The following is a 21005-nucleotide window of genomic DNA, read 5'->3' on the forward strand; positions in this document are numbered from 1 at the left end:
CCCCTGGCCCGCCCATGCCGCCGATGTACGGCCCGCCGCCGCACCGCAAATCGAGCGCCGGCCTGCTGATCGGCCTGCTGGCCGGGGGCGTCGTCCTCGTCGTCGTGATCGCCGTCGTGGTGTTCGCGGTGTACATGGTGAACACCGACCACAAGCTGTCCACGCCGCCCTCGGCCGGAGGGATGAGCCGCGACACCGTCACCGAGGCCCGCGCCGTCAAGCAGGTCGAGACGCAGCGCGGGATCATCCAGCGGGCCAGCGAGTTCAAGATCTCGGACTTCGTGAGCGCGGTGTACGCGAGCGGCGAGCTGAAGTACCTGTTCGTCGGCGGCACGGGGAAGTTCGACGCGAAGAAGCTGCGCGTCCAGTTCGACTCCAGCGTCAACACCGAGGTCCAGGGCAAGCTCATCGCCTCCACCACCGAGGTCTTCGACAAGGGCCGCGACGGCAAGGCGGTGTGCACCTCGCTCATGACCCGCCCGGGGACGACCCCGTTCGCCGGCAGCACCCTCTGCGCGTGGGCGACCAGGACCTCCTTCGCCACGATCACGCCGCTCGCCGCCACGACGTCGCTGACGGGCACCCGTCCGGAGTACAGCTTCACGGGCGTCGCCGCGCAGATGCGCAAGATCCGCGGGGACGTGGAGGACTGACGCGGCGCCCCGCTCCGCACCTGCGCCCGGACGGCGCCGGGACCAGGGGGCGTTTCCCGCCGCGGTCGGGACACAGGTCACCTGACACCGGGTCGCCTCGCCCGCAAAGCTGAACGGTGAACGCCCGTGGCTTCCGGGGCGAGAGGAGATGGGACGGGATGCGAGCGGTACTGGCACGCGCCGCCGTGCTGGCCGGCGCGTTCGCGGCCGGCGCCGCGACGGCGCATGCCGCGACCATCCCGCACCTGCTGCGCCTCACCGCCGACCTGCAGCGATCCCGGGAGCGGATCCTCGCCAGCAGCGAGGAGGAGCGTCGGCGGCTGCGGCACGACCTGCACGACGAGCTGGGCCCGACCCTGGCGAGCCTCGCCATGTCGCTGGACGCCGCCCGCATCACGCTGGCGTGCGAGCCCGAGCGGATGGACCCGCTGCTCGCCGACGTGCGGGACCGGCTCGCCGTCGCCGTCGGGGAGATCCGCGAGCTGGCGCACGGCCTGCGCCCGCCCGCGCTGGACGACCTGGGCCTCGTCGCGGCCATCGAGTCGTTCGCCGAGGGCTGCTGCGAGCGGGTGGACGTCCGGTTCGACGGCGACCCGGCAGGGCTGCCCGCCGCGGTGGAGGTCGCCGCGTACCGGATCGTCCAAGAGGCCCTGACGAACGTCCGGCTGCACGCCCCGGACGGCACCGCGCTCGTCCTGCTGAGCCGCGACAGCGACCTGCACCTGATGGTGGCCGACACCGGGCCCGGCCTGCCCGACGCCTGGCGCAACGGCGCCCAGCCGCGGCCCCGCCGCGGCCTGGCGGCGATGAAGGAGTGGGCCGCCGAGCTCGGCGGCAGCTGCGCGATCACGTCCCGGACCGGCGGCGGCACCGTCGTCACGGCCCGGCTGCCGCTCGCCGGCGTCCAGGCCGCCGCCCGGTACCATCGGCCTTCGACCGGACGGACGGGACGAGCGATCGGAAGAATCGGCCGCACGTGACCGGCGAGGCCGAAGGGAGGCGGGGTAATGGGCACCGTGAGCAGAGACACCATCCGGGTGCTCATCACCGATGACCATCCCGTGTTCCGGCAGGGGCTGAAGGGGCTGCTGCAGGCGCTCGGCGTGGAGGTCGTCGGCGAGGCCGAGAGCGGCCCGGACGCGGTGCGGCTGGCGGCGGAGCTGCAACCGGACGTGGTCGTCATGGACCTGCACATGCCGGGCGGCAACGGCATCGAGGCCACCCGCACGATCACCCGGACGAGCCCGCGCATCGGCGTGCTGGTACTGACGATGTTCCGCGACGACGACTCGGTGTTCGCGGCGATGCGCGCGGGCGCCCGCGGCTACCTGCTGAAGGAGTCCGGGGCGGAGGAGATCGCGCGGGCGGTGCGGGCGGTCGCGGCGGGCGAGGCCATCTACGGGCCCGAGATCGCGCGCCGCGTGCTGACCTACTTCACGGACATGCCCGACCCGAGGCAGGCCGCGTTCCCGCAGCTCACCGAGCGGGAGCGGGAGGTGCTGGAGCTGATCGCGCAGGGTCGCAGCAACGCCGAGATCGCCGCGACGCTGTTCCTCAGCCAGAAGACCGTCCGCAACCACGTCTCGAACATCTTCATGAAGCTGCACGTCGCCGACCGCGCCCAGGCCATCGTCCTGGCCCGCGAGGCCGGCCTCGGCGAGTCCAGCCCCCGCTAGAACGATCGCCGGAGACGGCGAAGCGCCCCCGGCCGGGCCGGGGGCGCTTCGCCGTCTCCGCCTGTGTCAGGCCGACTTCTCGCGGGGTTCGCGCTTGGTGCGCTCGCGCGGGACGAGCGTCGGGTTGACGTGCTCCAGGACGGCCTCGCGCGTGATCACGACGCGCGCCACGTCGTGGCGGCTCGGAACCTCGTACATCACCGACAGGAGCACCTCCTCCATGATCGCGCGCAGGCCGCGGGCGCCCGTGCCGCGCAGGATCGCCTGGTCGGCGATCGCCTCCAGGGCGTCGGAGGTGAACTCCAGGTCGACCCCGTCCAGCTCGAAGAGGCGGTGGTACTGGCGCACCAGCGCGTTCTTCGGCTCGGTGAGGATGTTGATCAGGGCCTCGCGGTCCAGGTTGTGGACGGAGGTGATCGAGGGGAGCCGGCCGATGAACTCGGGGATCATCCCGAACTTCAGCAGGTCCTCGGGCATCACGTCGCCCAGCACGGCCGAGGCGTCCTCGAAGTCGGACTTGGAGCGGATCTGGGCGCCGAAGCCCATCCCCTGCTTGCCCACCCGCGACTCGACGATCTTCTCCAGGCCGGCGAAGGCGCCACCGCAGATGAACAGCACGTTCGTGGTGTCGATCTGGATGAACTCCTGGTGGGGGTGCTTGCGGCCGCCCTGCGGCGGGACGCTCGCGGTGGTGCCCTCCAGGATCTTCAGCAGGGCCTGCTGGACGCCCTCCCCCGACACGTCCCGCGTGATCGACGGGTTCTCGCTCTTGCGAGCGATCTTGTCGACCTCGTCGATGTAGATGATCCCGGTCTCGGCCTTCTTGACGTCGTAGTCGGCCGCCTGGATCAGTTTGAGGAGGATGTTCTCGACATCCTCGCCCACGTATCCGGCCTCCGTCAGCGCCGTTGCGTCCGCGATGGCGAACGGGACGTTGAGGAGTTTGGCGAGCGTCTGCGCGAGCAGCGTCTTGCCCGATCCCGTGGGGCCCAGCAGCAGAATGTTGGACTTGCCCAGCTCGACCGGGTCGTCCCTGCCGGAATCACCCGACTGGATCCGCTTGTAGTGGTTGTAGACGGCGACGGACAATGCCTTCTTCGCCGTGTCCTGCCCGATGACGTAGGAGTCCAGGAATTCGTAGATCTCCCGCGGTTTGGGCAGGTTGTCCCACTTGAGGTCGGAGGTCTCGGAGAGCTCCTCCTCGATGATCTCGTTGCAGAGATCGATGCACTCGTCGCAGATGTACACGCCCGGACCCGCGATGAGCTTCTTGACCTGCTTCTGGCTCTTCCCGCAGAACGAGCACTTGAGCAGGTCACCACCGTCGCCGATGCGTGCCACCCAACTGTCTCCTTTTCGTGGGGCCGCCCGCCTGAGAGGTTGCGGCGCAGCTCGGTTGCGTCCCGAAGGCTCTCGACGTTGGACTCGACGTTACCGCCTCCAGCGGACTAGGTAAGCCCCTCGCCCGGAACAATGACGACCGGGCTGGGGGACTCCCTCGTCCTCGTGTCGTCTCAGGACGACACTACCTCGGGCTTGCGCTTCCTGCTGGCGAAGACATCGTCGATGAGGCCGTAGGTCTTCGCCTCCTCCGCCGTGAGGATCTTGTCGCGTTCGATATCGTGGCGGACCTCGTCGATGCTCTTGCCGCTGTGCCGGGCCAGGATCTCCTCCAGCAGATCGCGGATCCGCATGATCTCGCGCGCCTGGATCTCGATGTCGCTGGACTGGCCGTAGGTGCCCTCGGTGGCGGGCTGGTGGATCAGGATGCGCGAGTTCGGCAGCGCCGCCCGCTTGCCCTTCGTCCCGGCCGCGAGCAGCACGGCGGCCGCGGAGGCGGCCTGGCCGATGCACACCGTCTGGACCTCGGGCTTGACGAACTGCATCGTGTCGTAGATCGCCGTCATGGCGGTGAACGAGCCGCCGGGCGAGTTGATGTAGATGCTGATGTCGCGGTCGGGGTCGATCGACTCCAGCGTGATCAGCTGGGCCATCACGTCGTTGGCGGACGCGTCGTCGATCTGCACGCCGAGGAAGATGATCCGCTCCTCGAAGAGCTTGTTGTACGGGTTCATCTCCTTGACCCCGTACGTGGTGCGCTCGACGAAGGACGGGATGATGTAGCGGTCGTCCACGGGCATGGGGGACCCGCCGGCCTGGATGCCGGGACGGACGAGGTCGTTGAAGCCGGGTCGGGTCAGGTCGCTCACTGTGTGCCTCCGATAGAAGATTCAGGTCGTCAGGAGACCGTGCCCTCGGAGGGCACCTGGGTGGCGCTGAGCACCACATGGTCCACGAACCCGTAGTCCTTGGCCTCCTCGGCGGTGAACCAGCGGTCGCGGTCGGAGTCGCGCTCGATCTGGTCGAGCGGCTGGCCGGTGTGTTCGGCGATCTTCTCGGCGAGCGTCTTCTTGACGTACAGCATCTGCTCGGCCTGGATCTTGATGTCGGAGGCCGTGCCGCCGATGCCGCCGGACGGCTGGTGCATCATGATCCGCGCGTGCGGCAGGGCGTAGCGCTTTCCCGTCGTCCCGGCGCAGAGCAGGAACTGGCCCATCGAGGCGGCCAGGCCCATGCCGACCGTGACGATGTCGTTCGGGACGTACTGCATGATGTCGTAGATCGCCATGCCGGCGGTGACGGAGCCACCTGGCGAGTTGATGTAGATCGTGATGTCGCGGCGGCCGTCCTCGGCCGACAGCAGCAGGAGCTCGGCGCAGATGCGGTTGGCGATGTCGTCGTCGACCTGCTGGCCGAGGAAGACGATGCGTTCGCGCAGCAGCCGCTGGAACAGCTGGTCGCCCAGAGGCAACAGGGGCGCCTCGGCGACCCGCGCCTGGATCCGCGACGACTCGTCGAAAGTCGGAGGCATGCTCACCGGGTGTTCCTCCGGTCCTTTTAATCGGTTCGGATGATTGGACATTAACGCGCTCCGGGACCCGCTTAAGCCCGGGGGGCCGCCTTTTCGCCAGGGGCGTATCCGGGCGGCGCCTGACCCGTGACGATCTTCACGAACGCGACACGCCCCGCACCCGGTGCTCCGGGTGCGGGGCGTGTCGCGTACGCGGTAGGCGACGCAGGTCGCCGTGGAACGCCCTAGGCGTCCTTCTTCTCCCCGCCCTGCGCCTCGGCGGCCGGGGCCTCCTCAGCGGCGGCCTCAGCCGCCGGCGCCGGGGTCTCCTCGGCGGCCTCGGGCTCGGCCGGCTCGGCGGCCGCGTCCGACGCTTCCGTGTCGGCGGCTTCCGTCTCCGCGGCTTCCGTGTCCGCGGCTTCCGTGTCCGCGGCTTCCGTGTCCGCGGCTTCCGTGTCCGCGGCCTCGGCGGTCTCGGCCTCGGCTGTGCCGGTGGCCTCGGTCTCGTCGGCCTCGGCGGTGTCGGTGGCCTCGGCCTCGACGGTCTCGCCGTCGCCGCCGTTCAACTCGCGCTGGACGGCCTCGACGTCGATCTCGTTGCCGGACTCGTCCTTCACGGTGACGTGCTCGACCACGAGGTTCAGCGCCTTGCTGCGCAGCACCTCCGAGACGATCGCCGGGAGCTGGTTGTTCTGGGTGAGGTACTCGGCGAGCTGCTGCGGCTGCACGCCCATCTGCATGGCCTGCGTGACCACGTACTCGCTGAGCTCCTCGTTCTCGACGCCCAGCTCCTCCTGGACGGCGAGCTGGTCCAGGACGAAGCCGCCCTTGACCGCCAGGCGCGCCGCGTCGGCGACCTCGGTGTCGAACTCCTCCTCGGACTTCTCCTCGTCCTTGAGGTAGTCCTCCTTGGTCATGCCCGCCATCTGCAGCTGCTGCTCCAGCTGCTGGTTGCGGCGGCCGATCTCCTCGTCCACGACCTTGTCGGGGAGCGGGATGTCGACCTTCTCCAGCAGGGCCTCCAGCGCCTTGTCGCGGGCGTCGGACAGCTGCTGCAGCCGCACCTGCCGGGCGAGCCGGGTGCGCACGTCCTCGCGGAGCTCGTCGATGGTGTCGAACTCGCTGGCCAGCTGGGCGAACTCGTCGTCCAGCTCGGGCAGGTTCTTGACCTTGACGCTCTGCACGGTGGCCGTGATCTCGGCCTCCTCGCCGGCGCGCTCGCCGCCCGCCAGGGCGGCGGTGAACGTCTTGTCCTCGCCGGCGCTCAGCCCGACGAGCGCCTCGTCCAGGCCGTCGATCGCCGATTCGCTGCCGACCTCGTAGGAGAAGCCGGACGTGGAGGCGTCCTCGATCTCCTCGCCGTCGATCTTGGCGACCAGGTCGATGGTGGCGAAGTCGCCCTCCTCGACGGCCCGCTCGGCGGCGGTCAGCGAGGCGAACCGCTCGCGCAGGTTGCCGATGGTCTCCTCGACCTGCTCGTCGGTCACCTCGGCGTCGTCGACGACGACCTCCAGGCCGTCGTAGTCGGGCACCTCGAACTTCGGACGGATGTCCACCTCGGCGGTGAAGGCGAACTGCTTGCCGTCGTCGAGCTCGGTGACCTCGACGTCCGGCTGGCCGAGGACGAAGATCTCGGTCTCCTCCACGGCCCGCCCGTACAGCTCCGGAAGCGCGTCGTTGACCGCCTCCTGAAGGACCGCACCCCGGCCGACGTACTTGTCGATCAGCGGGGCGGGGACCTTGCCGGGCCGGAAGCCCTTGATCCGCACCTGCTGCGAGATCTCCTTGTACGCCTTGTCGAGGTTCGGCTTGAGCTCGTCGAACGGAACCTCGACGGTGAGCTTGACCCGCGTGGGGGTCAGCTCCTCGACATCGGTCTTCACTGGGGTAGGTCTCCTTGATCGGGCGCTGTCTCGGCCGCGGCGTTCGACGCGTGCTCAGCCAGTCAGTCTCTCAGGCGGCGCGGGCACGCCGAAATACGGCTCCGCGCCCTCGCGCGCCAAGTCTATGGGGTAGTGGTGGTCTCCGCGGACATCGGAGGCCACGACGCCCGAGAAACACGCGACCGGGCCACCGTACCGCGCGACGGGGGCCGCCGATCCGCGACGGGCCGGGACGGAGCTTCGAGGGGCCGGGACACGGCGCCCAGAAGTGACGAATCCGCGTCAACAATCCCGCACAGGCAGTGACATACCGCACTCCGACCCCTCATACTCGTCCGGGATGAACGGGATAGCCGCAGCCTTCAGCGCGACCGGTCTCTACTACCTCGGGTTCGCCGTCTTCAAGGTGGCGGCCGACCGTATGGCCCCTTTGCGGGGCAACCGGATCCCGCACATGATCTGGACGATCCTCGGAAACTGGGTCTTCCTGATCGCGCTCGGGCTGGTGCTCGGGGGGCTGAGCCTGCAGATCGTCGCGCTGGGCGAGCTGCCGCTGTCCACGGCCGTGCCGGTCTTCATGTCCGGGGTCGTCCCGCTGCTGCTGATCGCCATGGCGTTCTTCGGCGAGCGGCTGACGGCGCGCGAGTGGCTGAGCCTGGTGCTGATCGGCGCGGCGATCCTGCTGCTCACCGCCTCGATCAGCGGGGACGACCCGATCAGCTCGGCGGACGTGCCGCTGTGGAAGATCGCCGTCGTGGTGGGCCCGGCGGTCGTGGTGCCGCTGCTGATCCTCGTCCTCGGCGACCACCGGCCCGACGGCCGGCACGCCCGCCCGGTCACCGGCATCGCCTACGGGCTGGGCTCCGGCTTCCCCGTCGGCACCGCCGAACTCGCGATCAAGGGCTGGAGCGACGACGCGCACGCCACAAGTCTGCGGATCCTTACGACGCCCTACCCGTACCTGACCGTCGTCGCGGCGGCCGTCGGCTTCGGGATCATGGTCACGGCGTTCCAGCGGTGCCGGGTGTCGATCGTGGCGATCGTGATGACGGTGAGCGCCAAGTCGTACCTGCTGACCATGGGCACGTTCATGTACGGGGAACCGTGGCCGCAGGACGCCGCGCACTCGGCGATGCGGTTCGGCGCGCTGGCGCTGGGCGCGGTCGCCGTCCTGCAGTTCCCCCGGCACAGGCCCGTCCAGGATCACCGGGACGGCTCGTACGAAGAGGTGCCCCCCGCGCAGGATCCGTTCGGCGGGCCCGCCCTGGGCGGTCCGGCGCTCGGCGGTCCGGCGCTCGGCGGCCCGGCGCTCGGGCATTTCCAGCAGCAGGGCCCGCTCCACCAGCAGCCTCCGCGGCCGCCGGTGCCGCAGCAGCGCCGCCCCTACGCGCGCGAACCGCTGGGCCAGGGCCCCTACGACCGTCCCGGCATGGCGCCGCCCGAGTCGTCCGGCCCCGGCACGTCCGGCGAGATCGGCCACCAGCAGCGCCGCCCGGGCCCCGGCTCTCCCCGCTGACCCCTCACGCCGCTCCCCCGCGGCGAGCCGTTGTCATGAGCGCGCCCAGAACAACGACTCGCCGCGGGTCGACGTGAGGGGTCAGCGGTCCTTGCGGTCCTTGCGCGGGAGGCCCTTGTCCAGGCCCGCGCGGCGGAGCGCGTCGGCCATCGCGCCGCTGCCCTGGTCGTTCCGCCCGCTCTGGCCGCTTCGGCCGCCGCCGCCCTGACCGCCGCCCCGGCCACCGGCGCGGCCACCGCCTTGGGCACCGGCGGGCTGTCCGCCCTGCCCCGGACCGCTCTGCCCTTGACCGCCCCGCCCTTGACCGCGCTGGGCCTGACCGCCCTGCCCCTGGCCGCGCTGGCCTCGGCCGCCTCGTCCGCCGCCTTGACCGCCACGACCTCCGCCGCCGCCCTGACCGCCGCCGCCCGCGCGCTGGTCGCGGTCGCCGCGGGGTCCCGCCTGGTCGGCGCCCGGCTCGTCGTCCAGGCGAAGCGTCAGGGAGATGCGCTTGCGCGGCAGGTCGACGTCCAGGACCTTGACGCGGACGATGTCGCCGGGCTTGACGACCTCGCGCGGGTCCGAGACGAACTTGTCGGACATCGCGGAGATGTGGACGAGCCCGTCCTGGTGGACGCCGACGTCCACGAACGCGCCGAACGCGGCGACGTTGGTGACGACACCCTCCAGGATCATCCCGGGTTCGAGGTCGGAGAGCTTGTCGACGCCCTCCTTGAACGTGGCGGTCTTGAACGCCGGGCGCGGGTCGCGGCCCGGCTTCTCCAGCTCGGTCAGGATGTCGGTGACGGTCGGCAGCCCGAAATCGTCGTCGACGAAGTCGGCCGGCCTGAGGGAGCGGAGCGCGGCCGTGTTGCCGACCAGCCCCTTGATGTCGCTGCCCGCGGCCTTGAGGATGCGGTGGACGACCGGGTACGACTCCGGGTGCACGCTGGAGGCGTCCAGCGGGTCGTCCCCGCCGGGGATGCGCAGGAACCCCGCGCACTGCTCGAACGCCTTCGGGCCGAGCCGGGGCACGCCTTTCAGCCCGGTGCGGCTGCGGAACGGGCCGTTGGCGTCGCGGTGGGCGACGATGTTCTCCGCGAGGCCCTCGCCGATGCCCGACACGCGGGTCAGCAGCGGCGCGGAGGCGGTGTTGACGTCCACGCCGACCGCGTTCACGCAGTCCTCCACGACCGCGTCGAGGGAGCGCGACAGCTTCACCTCGGAGATGTCGTGCTGGTACTGGCCGACGCCGATCGACTTCGGGTCGATCTTGACGAGCTCGGCCAGCGGGTCCTGGAGGCGCCGGGCGATCGAGACGGCGCCGCGCAGCGAGACGTCCATGCCGGGCAACTCGCGTCCGGCGTACTCGGACGCCGAGTACACCGACGCCCCGGCCTCCGACACCATGATCTTGGTGAGCCCGAGGTCGGGGTGCCGGGCCATCAGGTCGGCGGCGAGCTTGTCGGTCTCCCGGGACGCGGTGCCGTTGCCGATGGAGACGAGGTCCACCCGGTGCTCGCGGGCGAGGCGGGCGAGGGTCTCGATCGACTCGTCCCACTTGCGGCGCGGCTCGTGCGGGAAGATCGTGCCGGTCGCGACGACCTTGCCGGTGGCGTCCACGACGGCGACCTTGACGCCGGTGCGCAGGCCCGGGTCCAGGCCCATCGTCGCGCGGGTGCCGGCGGGCGCGGCCAGCAGCAGGTCGCGCAGGTTCGCGGCGAACACGCGCACCGCCTCGTCCTCGGCCTCCTGGCGGAGCCGGGTGCGCAGGTCGATGCCGAGGTGGACGAGGATCCGGGTGCGCCAGGCCCACCGGACGGCCTCCGCCAGCCACCGGTCGCCCGGACGGCCCTGGTCGGAGATCTGGAACCGGCGGGCGACCGCCACCTCGTAGGAGCTGCGGGCGGCCGGGTCGTCGCCCGGCTCCTCGGGCTCCAGGTCGAGGTCGAGGATCTCCTCCTTCTCGCCGCGGAACAGCGCGAGGATCCGGTGCGAGGGCAGCTTCGCGAACGGCTCGCTGAACGCGAAGTAGTCGGCGAACTTGGCGCCCGCCTCCTCCTTGCCCTCCCGGACGCGCGACACCATCCGGCCCTGGCTCCACATGCGCTCGCGCAGGGCGCCGATGAGGTCGGCGTCCTCGGCGAACCGCTCGACGAGGATGGCGCGGGCGCCCTCCAGCGCGGCGGCCGTGTCGGCGACGCCCTTCTCCTCGTCCACGTAGCCCGCCGCGACGGCCTGCGGGTCGTGGGACGGGTCGTCCAGCAGCAGCTCGGCGAGCGGTTCGAGACCGGCCTCTCGGGCGATCTGCGCCTTGGTGCGCCGCTTGGGCTTGTACGGGAGGTAGATGTCCTCCAGCCGCGCCTTGGCGTCGGCCGCCATGATCTGGGTCCTGAGCTCGCCGGTGAGCTTGCCCTGCGACTCGATCGACTCCAGGATCGCGGCGCGCCGCTCGTCCAGCTCGCGCATGTAGCGCAGGCGCTCCTCCAGCGCGCGCAGCTGCGCGTCGTCGAGGGCGCCGGTCGCCTCCTTGCGGTAGCGGGCGATGAACGGGACGGTCGCCCCGCCGTCGAGCAGGTCGACCGCGACACGCACCTGCCCCTCGCGGACGCCGATCTCCTCGGCGATGCGCTGGGTGATCGGTGGCGTGCCCGCGGGCTGGTCGGTCGCGGTCTGGCTGGTGGTCGCTGTCACAACGTCGATTCTCTTTCTCCCCTGGATATCGCCAGAGCATTGTCCAGGGAACCGGGCCGCTTGTCTCGTCACTCCCCGATGACGGCCGGGCCCCGGGGTGGGGCTAACTCCCCTGCGGGCCCCGCGAAAGGGGGGCCTAGCTCTACCGTGGCCCGCTTCCGCACCGACCACAATGGGGGAAGGAACACACGCAGGCAGGGGAACCCCCGAGGAGGAACCGGTGAGCGAACGCTTCGTCGATCGCCTTGGAGGGCATGCGCGGCGCGCCTTCGTCAACTTCGTCCGCGGCCTGATCCAGATCGTCATGGCGTTCGTGGCGAACCTGCCGCTGTTCATCCTCGCGGTGCTGTCGATCGTTTTCATCCCGCTGGGCGCCGGGGTGGTGCTGGCGCCGGTGGCGCTGCTCGCCATCCGCGGCGTCGCGAACCAGCAGCGCGCCTGGGCCGCCGAGTGGTCGGGGGTGCCGATCCCCGTCCCCTACCGGCCGGAGCCGATCGGCCCGAACGGCAAGGCCGGGCCTTTCCGAACGCTGAAGTGGCTGCTCATCGATCCGGCCACGTGGCGGGACCTGCTGTGGACGATCCTGAACGTCCCGCTCGGGCTGTTCTTCGGGATCCTGGCGGGCGGCCTCGCGCTGTACGGGGTGGAGGGCGTGTTCGTGGCACCGTTCCTCGCGCAGGTCGCCGACTACGGCTGGGGCCCGTTCTGGCCGCAGAGCGACTACGGGCTGCTCGGCGTGATCGGCCCGTTCGTGCTGGGCGGTGCGCTCTTGGCGGTGTCGGTCCCGGTGGGCGCGGCGGCCCTGAAGGCGCACGCGCTGTTCACGCAGTCGTTGCTGGCGCCGACGCGCAACGCGCTGGCCGAGCGGGTGCAGCGGCTCTCCGAGACCCGGTCCGAGACCGTGGACGCCTCGGCCGCCGAGCTGCGCCGGATCGAGCGGGACCTGCACGACGGCGCGCAGGCGCGGCTGGTCGCGCTGAGCATGAACATCGGGCTGGCCGAGGAGATGATGAAGCACGACCCCGAGACCGCGCAGCGGCTGCTCGCCGAGGCGCGCGACGCCAGCGGGACGGCGCTCACCGAGCTGCGCGACCTGGTCCGGGGCATCCACCCGCCGGTGCTCGCCGAGCGCGGCCTCGACGGGGCGGTGCGGGCCCTCGCGCTGACCCTGCCGCTGCCGGTCGACGTCCACATCGATCTGCCCGGACGGGCGGACGCGCCGGTGGAGTCGGCGGGCTACTTCGCGGTCGCGGAGATCCTGGCCAACGTCGTCAAGCACTCCGCCGCCCGGCGCGCCTGGATCCAGATCGAGCACACCGGCGGCCGGCTGCTGATGATCGTGGGAGACGACGGGGTGGGCGGCGCCGACCCTGCGGCCGGGAGCGGGATGCGCGGGATCGAGCGCAGGCTGGCCGCCTTCGATGGGACGATGGCCGTGACGAGTCCTCCGGGAGGACCGACCGTCGTGACCATGGAGCTGCCGTGCGCGTTGTCATCGCCGAAGACCTTGCCCTCCTCCGGGACGGCCTGATCCGCCTGCTGGAGGCGTTCGGCTTCGAGGTGGTCGAGGCGGTGGACAACGGCCCGTCCCTGCTGCGGGCCCTCACCACGCACCGTCCGGACGTGGCGGTCGTGGACGTGCGGCTCCCGCCGACGTTCACCGACGAGGGCCTCAAGGCCGCGCTGGAGGCCCGCAAGGAGATCCCGGGCCTGCCGGTGCTGGTGCTGTCCCAGCACGTCGAGCAGCTGTACGCGCGTGAGCTGCTGTCGGACAGCTCGGGCGGCATCGGCTACCTGCTCAAGGACCGCGTGTCGAACGTGCAGCAGTTCGTGGAGGCGGTGCGCCGCGTCGCCGACGGCGGCACCGCCCTCGATCCGGACGTGGTGGCCCAGCTGCTGACCCGGCACGCGCGGGAGGAGCCGCTCCAGGCGCTGACCCCCCGCGAGCGCGAGGTGCTCGGGCTGATGGCCGAGGGCCGCTCGAACGCCGCGATCGCCGGGCAGCTGTTCGTCACGGAGAAGGCGATCAGCAAGCACACCAACAGCATCTTCGGCAAGCTCGGGCTGCCCCAGTCCGAGGACGACAACCGCCGGGTGCTGGCGGTCCTGGCCTACCTCGGCGGCTGACCGGGACGGGTGGGGGCTGCGCGAGGCGCTCATCGGACGGCTCGTGGCCCGATCGCCGAACGCGGCCTACACGGCCGCGGCCTACGCGGCCTATACCGCCCACGGCGGGACGAGCCGCTGGTCGCCCTGCGGGGCGATCGCGCACCTGCCGTCGTCGACGGCGCCGTCCGGGTCGTAGACGAGGCAGCCGGCGGGCGCCGCGACGACGGCGGCGAAGCCGGTGCCCGGGTCGGAGGTCATCTGGCGGGCCGCCCCGGCGGGCAGGACGACGGTGTCGCCCGGCCCGATCTCCAGCTCGCGGCCGTCCAGGTCGACGGTCGCCGAGCCCTCCAGGAACGTCCACACCTGCTCGGTGTCGAACGCGTGCCGGGGGCCGGTCTTCCCGGCCGCCATGTCGACGCGCCAGACGGCGATGCCGGACGTGCCGCCCTGCGTGGGGGTGGCGAGCGTGGTCATGGTGCCGTTCGGGGTGTCCGTACGGCGGCTGTCGGTGTCGCGGATGAGCGTCACGGGTTCCGATCCCCTAAGTTAGACAAAGCGGTTGTCTATATAGTCAACGAGGTTGTCTTTTATGTCAAACGACCCGGCCGGTCCCCCGGGCTTCGAGCTGCCGCTGCGGCTGTTCCTGGCGTTCCGCGTGATCATCGACGACCTGCACGCCGAGCTGGCGAGGCAGGGCCATCCCGGCCTGCGGCCGATGCACGGGTTCGTCTTCCAGGCGATCGGCCCCGGAGGCACCACCGCCGTCGAGCTCGGCCGGCGGCTGGGCGTGACCAAGCAGGCCGCGGGCAAGATGATCGACTCGCTGGAGCGCGCGGGCTACGTGGAGCGGGCCGCCGACCCCGCCGACGCGCGGCGCAAGCTCGTCCGGCTCACCGCGCGCGGCACCGACTCCCTCGTCCGGTCCGCGGAGATCTTCGACCGGATCCGGGACGGCTGGACGGAGCGGCTCGGCGCCGACCGGATGCGGGCGCTGGAGGAGGATCTGCGCGAGGTCACGCCCGCGAACCTGTGGCGGCTGGACATCCCGGGATGGTTCGGAGGAACCTGACGGGCGCCGATTTCTTTTCCGTCCGGCAACCGTATGTCCGCAGGCAGTCACTTAGACCACCCGGCCGCGGCGCGCCGCGAGCGCGCCGGGGCCCTTGAACGAGCCCGTCCAAGGCGGTTACCATCAGCGCAATTTCTTAGGAAAGTTTCCTAAGAGAAGGCCGAGATTCCTGTGTTGGTTCGGGGGCGGACTGAACGGAGAGTCATGTCAAGATCGGGCGGACGGCGAGCACTCGCGCTCGCCGGCGCGGCGACCCTCGCGGTGGCCTCGACCTTGCTCGCGGCGCCACCGGCCTCATCGGCGGCGGCGGTCACCGCATCCTGTTCCAAAACCTCCGACTGGGGCAGCGGCTTCCAGGGCAAATGCACGATCACCAACGGGACGAGCGCCGGGATCGGCTCCTGGAAGGTCGAGGCCGACCTTCCCTCGGGGACCTCCATCAGCTCGGTGTGGGACGCCTCCAAGAGCGCCTCCGGCGACCACTACACCTTTACCAACGTCGGCTGGAACGGCACGCTGTCCGCCGGCGCGACGGCCAGCTTCGGGTTCGGCGGCACCGGGCCCGGCTGGTTCACCGGTTGCAAGATCAACGGGGCCGCCTGCGACGGCTCCGGCGAACCCGAGGACGACACCCAGGCTCCCGCCGCTCCCGGCAACCTGCGTTCGACGGGCAAGACCGCCACGACCGTGTCGCTGGCCTGGAACGCGTCAACGGACAACGTCGGCGTCACCGGGTACGAGATCTACAACGGCACCACCAAGATCGACACTGTGACCGGCACCACCGCCACCATCGCCGGGCTGTCCGCCAAGACCGCCTACACCTTCACGATCAAGGCGCGCGACGCCGCCGGCAACACCTCCCCCGCCTCCGGCTCCGTGTCGGTCACCACCGACGAGGGCGGCGGCAACCCCGACCCCGGCGGCTCGAAGGTCATCGGCTACTTCGCCCAGTGGGGCGTCTACGGGCGCGGCTACCACGTCAAGAACATCGACACGAGCGGGTCGGCCGCCAAGCTCACCCACATCAACTACGCGTTCGGCAACGTGCAGGGCGGCAAGTGCACCATCGGCGACAGCTATGCCGACTACGAGAAGGCCTACCAGGCCGGCGAGAGCGTGGACGGCGTCGCCGACACCTGGGACCAGCCCCTGCGCGGCAGCTTCAACCAGCTCCGCAAGCTGAAGAAGAAGCACCCGCACCTGAAGGTCCTTTTCTCCTTCGGCGGCTGGACCTGGTCGGGCGGCTTCGGCCAGGCCGCCAAGAACCCCGCCGCGTTCGCCGACTCCTGCTACAAGCTGGTCGAGGACCCGCGCTGGGCGGACGTGTTCGACGGCATCGACATCGACTGGGAGTACCCGAACGCCTGCGGCCTCAGCTGCGACACCAGCGGGCCCGACGCGTTCAAGAACCTGCTGTCGGCCGTCCGCTCCAAGTTCGGCTCCGGCAACCTCGTGACGGCCGCGATCACCGCCGACGCCAGCGCAGGCGGGAAGATGGACGCGACCGACTACGGAGGCGCCGCCCAGTACCTCGACTGGTACAACCCGATGACCTACGACTACTTCGGCGGCTGGGACGCCAAGGGCCCGACGGCGCCCCACTCGCCCCTCACGGCCTACCCGGGCATCCCTCACGAGGGCTTCAACACCACCGAGACGATCGCGAAGCTCAGGGCCAAGGGCGTGCCCGCGAACAAGATGCTCATCGGCATCGGCTTCTACGGCCGCGGCTGGACGGGCGTCACGCAGGCCGAACCGGGCGGCACAGCGACCGGCCCCGCCGGAGGCACCTACGAGGCCGGCATCGAGGACTACAAGGTCCTGAAGAACAAGTGTCCCGCGACCAGCACCGTCGCCGGTACCGCCTACGCCAAGTGCGGCAGCGACTGGTGGAGCTACGACACCCCCTCCACCATCAACGGCAAGATGGGCTACGCCAAGAAGGAGGGCCTCGGAGGCGCCTTCTTCTGGGAGCTCAGCGGAGACACGACAGGCGGTGAGCTGATCACCGCGATCAAGAGCGGTCTCGGCTGAGCCGTTCGCAGATAGGGGGCCCCTCCCAGCCCCCTTAGGCAGCCGAGACATCGGGCCCCTGACCATCCGGACGCCGGTCAGGGGCCCTTTTTATTCAATCCCGGCCCAAGATGCTCGCCTAGCGGCTCGCATCTTGACCGTGCTTGGTGCGAGCGCGAATCGCTTCGCGATCTTCCCGGTGGGGCTCGCCTTCGGCTTCGCCCCACCGGTCAGGGGGCGCGCTCGCGTGACCGCTGAGGTCGCCGTGCACGCTCGGATCCCCTTCGCGGCCCTAACGCCACCCCCGACCTCGGCCCGCAGGGCACGCGCTCGCGTGACCGCTGTGGTCACCCTGCACGCTCGCCCGATCGTTCGGGGCACCCTGCGCACTCGGATTCCACCTTGCGTCCCTTTAACGCTGCCCCTGGCCTCGTCCTGTAGGCACGCGTTCGCGCGACCTGCGGAGGGCGCCTTGGGTGCTCTTGCGTGACGGCTCACGTTCCCTAGACGAGCCTGGCCTAGCGTCTGTTTCAAAGCGGTCTCGGCCACCGCGCGGACGCGTTAACTGGCCGGTGAGGTGAGGCCGGAGGCGAGCCTCACCGGGCAGATCGCGAAGCGATGCAGCGTCCGCAAGGCCCGGTTAGGCGCGAGCCGCCAGGCGAGTGCCGTGGGCCGGGACTCTGAAACACAGCCTAGTCCTGGGGGTCGGGTGGGGGTTCGGCGGTGCGGTCTAGGACGGCTTGGGCTCGGGTTACGCCGGCGGCGTTGCCTAGGCGGCGGTAGAGCTCCAGGGCTTCGCGGGCGGGGGCGACGGCCTCCTCGCGGTTGCCTCCGTCCAGCAGGACCTCGGCCAGGGTGCGGCGGCTGCGGGCCTGCCACCAGCGGTCGCCGAGTTCGTCGAAGGCGGCGACCGCTTGGCGGAGGGCGCCGGCGGCCTCGGCGTGGCGGGCCAGGCGGCCCAAGGCTCGGCCTTCGGAGATGCGGGTGCGGGCCAGGCCCCAGGTGTCGCCGAGTGCCTCCAGGGTCTCCTCGGCGTGTTTGACGAACATCAGCTCGCGCAGGCCGTTGCGCGGGTCGCCGACCTCGCCCGCGGCGCGCTGGCAGCGGGCCTCCTCCCATTGCTCGCCGCGCAGCCGGAACGCCTCGGCGGCCCGCTCCAGCGCCGGGGCGGCCAGGCTGTACTTGACGTCGGCGGCCGCGGTGTCGCCGGAGGCGCGCAGGTTGCGGGCTTCGGCGGCCAGCACCTCGCCGAGCGCGCGCAGCGTCTGGGCCTCGGAGTACCGGTTGCCGTTGCGCTGGAAGACCTCCAGCGCATGTTCTAGAAGGCCGCGGGCCTCCTCGTAGCGCCGCTGGGCGAGCCGGAGCTCGGCCAGGTTGCGTTGCGTGCGCGCGCGCCACCACGCGTCGCCCTCGTCCTGGAATGCCTCGATGGACTCGATGAGATAGCGCTGGCCCTGGTCCAGGTTCCCGGCGTCGCGCAGGCTCATGCCGACGGCCCTCAGCGCGCGCGCCCGCCACCACGTCTCGCGACCGCTGGTGAACAGGCGCAGGGCTTCGGAGGCGTCGGTGTGCGCGCGGTCCATGCGGCCCTGGTTGCCTTCGACCGACGAGCGTTCCAGCAAGGCGATGCCCAGTGAACGGTCATCGCCCAGGTGCACGGCCGCGGTGTGGGTCAGCTCGGCGGCCGTCCGCCACTCGGGCCAGAAGACGCGCAGGGAATGAAACAGCGAGCACGACGCGCGGCCCAGGCACCACACCAGGCCCCACATCTGGCGTTGCGCGCCCTGGTCGAGCAGGGCGAGGACGGCGAGGCGCTCGCTGCTCAGCCAGTCCACCGCCGAGTACTCCGGGCGGGGCACCTGCCCGGAGCCGCGGTGCCAGTCCTGCGGCCACCGGCGCGCCGCGACCTGCTCGGCGCGCTCGCGGTAGCCGTCCAGGACGCGCTCGATGGCCGCGTCCCGCTCGTCCGCCGAATCCTCGCGCTCGGCCCGCTCCCGCGCGTACAGCCGGACCAGATCGTGCAGGCGGTACCGCATCCGGTCGGTGGCGTCGGTCCCCGAGCATTCGACGAGCTGGGCGTCCACCAGGGCCTCCAGCTGGTCGTCACCCTCCACATCGGACACACCCAGCAGCGCCCCCGCCGCCCAGCCCTGCACGTCCACCGCCGCCAGCAGGCCGAGCGTGCGCAGCAGGCGGCGCTGGGTGCGGCTGCAGTCGTCGTAGCTCAGCGCCAGGCTCGCCCGCACGCTGGTGTCGATGTCGCGGGCGGTCTCCAACTCGTCCAGCCGGCGGCGCCGCTCGTCGCGCAGCCGGTCGGCCATCGCGCGCAGCGTCCAGGACTCGCGGGCCGCCAGACGCCCGCCGCAGATCCCTACGGCCAGCGGCAGGTGCCCGCACAGCTCGGCGATCTCGGCCGCCGTGCCCGGCTCGCGGTCGATCCGCTCCTGCCCGGCGAGGCGGCCGAGCAGCTCCACGGCGTGCGCCGCGGTGAACTCGCGCAGGCGTCGGTCGAAGGTGTTGCGCAGATGCAGCGGCTGCCGCGAGGTCACCAGGACCGCGCAGCCGCCCACCGGAGGCAGCAGCGCCCGCACCTGGTCGGTGTCCCGGGCGTTGTCCAGCAGGACCAGCAGCCGGCGCCCGCGCGTCCACGTCCACCACAGCTTCTGCAGCTCCGGCAGGCCGCCGGGGTCGGTCGCCAGCCGGACGCCCAGTGCCTGGAGGAAGCCGATCAGCACCTCCTCCGGGCGGACGTGGGTGTCGCCCGCCCCGCGAAGGTCGAAGTAGAGGCGGCCGTCGGGATAGCCGTCGGCGATCTCGTGCGCGAACCGGGCCGAGAGCGCCGACTTGCCCACCCCGGCCGGGCCGTGCAGCGACACCACCAGCGGCGACGCCGGGGATCCGCTCCCGTCCGCGACCGCGCGGCGCAGCTCGGCCAGCGACTCGTCGCGCCCCGTGAAGTGCGCGATGACGGGCGGGAGCTGCGCCGGCGTCACCCCGGCGATCTCGGCCTGCTCCCCCGGCTGCTCGCCGCCCGACGGCTGTGTGGAGGCCCACGCCGCGACCCCCGCCAGGACGGCGACGCCGCCGGTGACCGCGAGCTGCGCGGGGGCCGGGAGGTCGAGCGCCTCCATCGAGCTCGTCACGCCCGTGATGACCGTGGCGAGGACGCCGATGATCCAGGGCGCCGCCAGCCGCCCCCGGCCGCCGCGCCACGTGTCCTCCCTCTCGCCGCTCCCTCCGGCGTCGCCGGCCGGTCGCGTCCCGGAGCCGGACGTCCCGTTCGGCATCCGCGTCCTCCGCCCTCGGCCCTCGTCCCAGGACCCCTACGATCGCCGGATCCGGAGGCCGTTCCAACCCCTCTCGTAACGATCACGCCATCCTCGCGCGGGACGGATGAACGACGGGCGAACGGAGACTGAACGGCAGACCTCCTCAATCGGTCTGCAAGGCGGCCTGGATCTCCAGGACGATCTGCACCTTCTCGCTGAGCCCGAGGTTGCCGCCGGGGATCGTGCCGGTGTCGCCGACGCCGAAGTCCAGGCGGCTGATCTCGCCGGTGGCCGTGAACCCGGCGCGGGCGCCCTTGAACGGGTCGTCCTGGCGGAACGGGTCGGGGCCGAAGCCCTCGACCTCCAGCCGGAGCGGGACCTGCCTGGTCACGCCGCGCAGCGTCAGCTCGCCGTCGAGGACGAACCCGTCCCGCTCGGCGCGCACGCCGGTCGAGCGGTAGGACATGCTCGGGTGCTTCTCGACGTCCAGGAAGTCGGCGGACCGGACGTGCTCGTCGCGCTGGGGGTTGCCGGTGTCGATCGAGGCGAGGTCGATGGTGGCGGTCACCGACGAGCCCAGGACGTCCTCGCCCGTGACGATCGTCCCCTCGAACGTCCCGAAGCGTCCGCGGACCTTGCTGACCATCAGGTGCCGGATCGTGAAGCCGACGCCCGAGTGGACGGGGTCGATGTCCCAGGTGCCCGCGACGTAGCCGGGGATCTCGACAAGCTCGGTGGTCATGGTGTCTCCTTGGGTTCTGAGAAGTAAGGCAGTTCCCTTTCGGAACCGTCTTCATGGTGCTGACACCCGCGGAGCCCGCACAAGAAGGCACTTTTTTCTGCCTCGGTCACCTGGAGAGAACCATGGAGCCCAGCACGCCCTCGTCCGGCGCATGCAACGAGCACACTCCCTCGATGTGCCGCGCGAGGGAGATCCTCGACCGCGTCGGCGACAAGTGGTCCCTGCAAGTGATCGCCCTGCTCGGCGAGCGCACCAAGCGGTTCACCGAGCTGAAGCGCGAGATCGACGGCATCAGCCAGCGCATGCTCACCGTCACGCTGCGCGGCCTGGAGCGCGACGGCATCGTGTCGCGCACCGTGTACCCGGTGATGCCGCCCCGCGTGGACTACGCGCTCACCCCGCTGGGCCGGACGCTCATGGACGCGGCGAGCAGCCTCGTCCGCTGGGCCGAGACCCACCTGGACGAGATCGACGAGGCCCGCGCCGAGTACGACGTCCGCGCCGCCGAGACCGACGCCCTCAAGTCGATGTGAGGGTCCGCGCACGGA

At 71.3% G+C, this 21005-nt stretch carries 16 protein-coding genes and 1 pseudogene; 9 read left to right on the forward strand and 8 right to left on the reverse strand.

Annotated features, from left to right (window positions below):
* From E1298_RS17840 to E1298_RS17850, 3 genes and pseudogenes are all read left to right on the forward strand, one after another.
* Window positions 1–653 (forward strand): annotated as a pseudogene (locus tag E1298_RS17840) (hypothetical protein); the annotation flags it as partial.
* A 158-nt stretch (window positions 654–811) separates the two neighbouring features.
* Window positions 812–1633: a sensor histidine kinase gene (locus E1298_RS17845; protein ID WP_131894626.1), complete on the forward strand. Its 822-nt coding sequence runs from the start codon at window positions 812–814 to the stop codon at window positions 1631–1633.
* 27 nt (window positions 1634–1660) lie between these two features.
* Window positions 1661–2329 (forward strand): response regulator transcription factor, encoded by a 669-nt coding sequence (locus E1298_RS17850; RefSeq protein ID WP_131894628.1) that lies wholly within the window; start codon window positions 1661–1663, stop codon window positions 2327–2329.
* Window positions 2330–2395: 66 nt separating this feature from the next.
* Here E1298_RS17850 and clpX read toward each other — a convergent pair whose 3' ends face one another.
* The 4 genes from clpX to tig form a co-directional block, all read right to left on the reverse strand.
* On the reverse strand, window positions 2396–3670 hold the full coding sequence (gene clpX, locus E1298_RS17855; protein ID WP_131894630.1) for an ATP-dependent Clp protease ATP-binding subunit ClpX: 1275 nt from the start codon (window positions 3668–3670) through the stop codon (window positions 2396–2398).
* 173 nt (window positions 3671–3843) lie between these two features.
* Entirely contained in the window at window positions 3844–4470 is a 627-nt protein-coding gene (locus E1298_RS17860; RefSeq protein ID WP_131894660.1) for an ATP-dependent Clp protease proteolytic subunit, read from the reverse strand.
* Window positions 4471–4568: 98 nt separating this feature from the next.
* On the reverse strand, window positions 4569–5201 hold the full coding sequence (locus tag E1298_RS17865) for a ClpP family protease (protein ID WP_131894662.1): 633 nt from the start codon (window positions 5199–5201) through the stop codon (window positions 4569–4571).
* Between the two features lie 224 nt (window positions 5202–5425).
* Window positions 5426–7063 (reverse strand): trigger factor, encoded by a 1638-nt coding sequence (gene tig / locus E1298_RS17870; RefSeq protein WP_131894632.1) that lies wholly within the window; start codon window positions 7061–7063, stop codon window positions 5426–5428.
* Window positions 7064–7403: 340 nt separating this feature from the next.
* Between tig and E1298_RS17875 the strand changes: the two genes are divergently transcribed.
* The gene (locus E1298_RS17875; protein ID WP_207944694.1) at window positions 7404–8579 is read left to right on the forward strand and encodes a hypothetical protein; all 1176 of its coding nucleotides are present in this window, start codon (window positions 7404–7406) and stop codon (window positions 8577–8579) included.
* 81 nt (window positions 8580–8660) lie between these two features.
* Here the strand turns inward: E1298_RS17875 and E1298_RS17885 are convergent, their stop codons facing one another.
* On the reverse strand, window positions 8661–11252 hold the full coding sequence (locus tag E1298_RS17885; protein WP_131894634.1) for a Tex family protein: 2592 nt from the start codon (window positions 11250–11252) through the stop codon (window positions 8661–8663).
* Between the two features lie 220 nt (window positions 11253–11472).
* Between E1298_RS17885 and E1298_RS17890 the strand changes: the two genes are divergently transcribed.
* Window positions 11473–12783 carry a sensor histidine kinase gene (locus E1298_RS17890; RefSeq protein ID WP_243725640.1) on the forward strand — a complete coding sequence of 437 codons (1311 nt, stop codon included), beginning with the start codon at window positions 11473–11475 and terminating at the stop codon, window positions 12781–12783.
* Window positions 12735–13379 carry a response regulator gene (locus tag E1298_RS17895; protein ID WP_131894638.1) on the forward strand — a complete coding sequence of 215 codons (645 nt, stop codon included), beginning with the start codon at window positions 12735–12737 and terminating at the stop codon, window positions 13377–13379. Before E1298_RS17890 ends, E1298_RS17895 begins: the two co-directional genes overlap by 49 nt.
* Window positions 13380–13469: 90 nt before the next feature.
* Here E1298_RS17895 and E1298_RS17900 read toward each other — a convergent pair whose 3' ends face one another.
* Complete coding sequence (locus E1298_RS17900; RefSeq protein ID WP_131894640.1) at window positions 13470–13889, reverse strand: cupin domain-containing protein; 420 nt, start codon at window positions 13887–13889, stop codon at window positions 13470–13472.
* 61 nt (window positions 13890–13950) lie between these two features.
* Between E1298_RS17900 and E1298_RS17905 the strand changes: the two genes are divergently transcribed.
* A complete protein-coding gene (locus E1298_RS17905) occupies window positions 13951–14430 on the forward strand; it encodes a MarR family winged helix-turn-helix transcriptional regulator (protein WP_131894642.1) in 480 nt (159 codons plus the stop codon).
* Between the two features lie 204 nt (window positions 14431–14634).
* A complete protein-coding gene (locus tag E1298_RS17910; protein WP_131894644.1) occupies window positions 14635–16467 on the forward strand; it encodes a glycosyl hydrolase family 18 protein in 1833 nt (610 codons plus the stop codon).
* A gap of 671 nt (window positions 16468–17138) precedes the next feature.
* Here the strand turns inward: E1298_RS17910 and E1298_RS17915 are convergent.
* Both E1298_RS17915 and E1298_RS17920 read right to left on the reverse strand, forming a co-directional pair.
* Window positions 17139–19733, reverse strand: coding sequence for an ATP-binding protein (locus E1298_RS17915; protein WP_131894646.1), 2595 nt, complete (start codon window positions 19731–19733; stop codon window positions 17139–17141).
* 145 nt (window positions 19734–19878) lie between these two features.
* Complete coding sequence (locus tag E1298_RS17920) at window positions 19879–20457, reverse strand: YceI family protein (RefSeq protein ID WP_131894648.1); 579 nt, start codon at window positions 20455–20457, stop codon at window positions 19879–19881.
* A 122-nt stretch (window positions 20458–20579) separates the two neighbouring features.
* Between E1298_RS17920 and E1298_RS17925 the strand changes: the two genes are divergently transcribed.
* Window positions 20580–20990, forward strand: a complete 411-nt coding sequence (locus E1298_RS17925) for a winged helix-turn-helix transcriptional regulator (RefSeq protein WP_131894650.1) — start codon at window positions 20580–20582, stop codon at window positions 20988–20990.
* Window positions 20991–21005: the final 15 nt, after the last annotated feature.

It is taken from the genome of Actinomadura rubrisoli, assembly GCF_004349215.1.
Classification (GTDB): domain Bacteria; phylum Actinomycetota; class Actinomycetes; order Streptosporangiales; family Streptosporangiaceae; genus Spirillospora; species Spirillospora rubrisoli.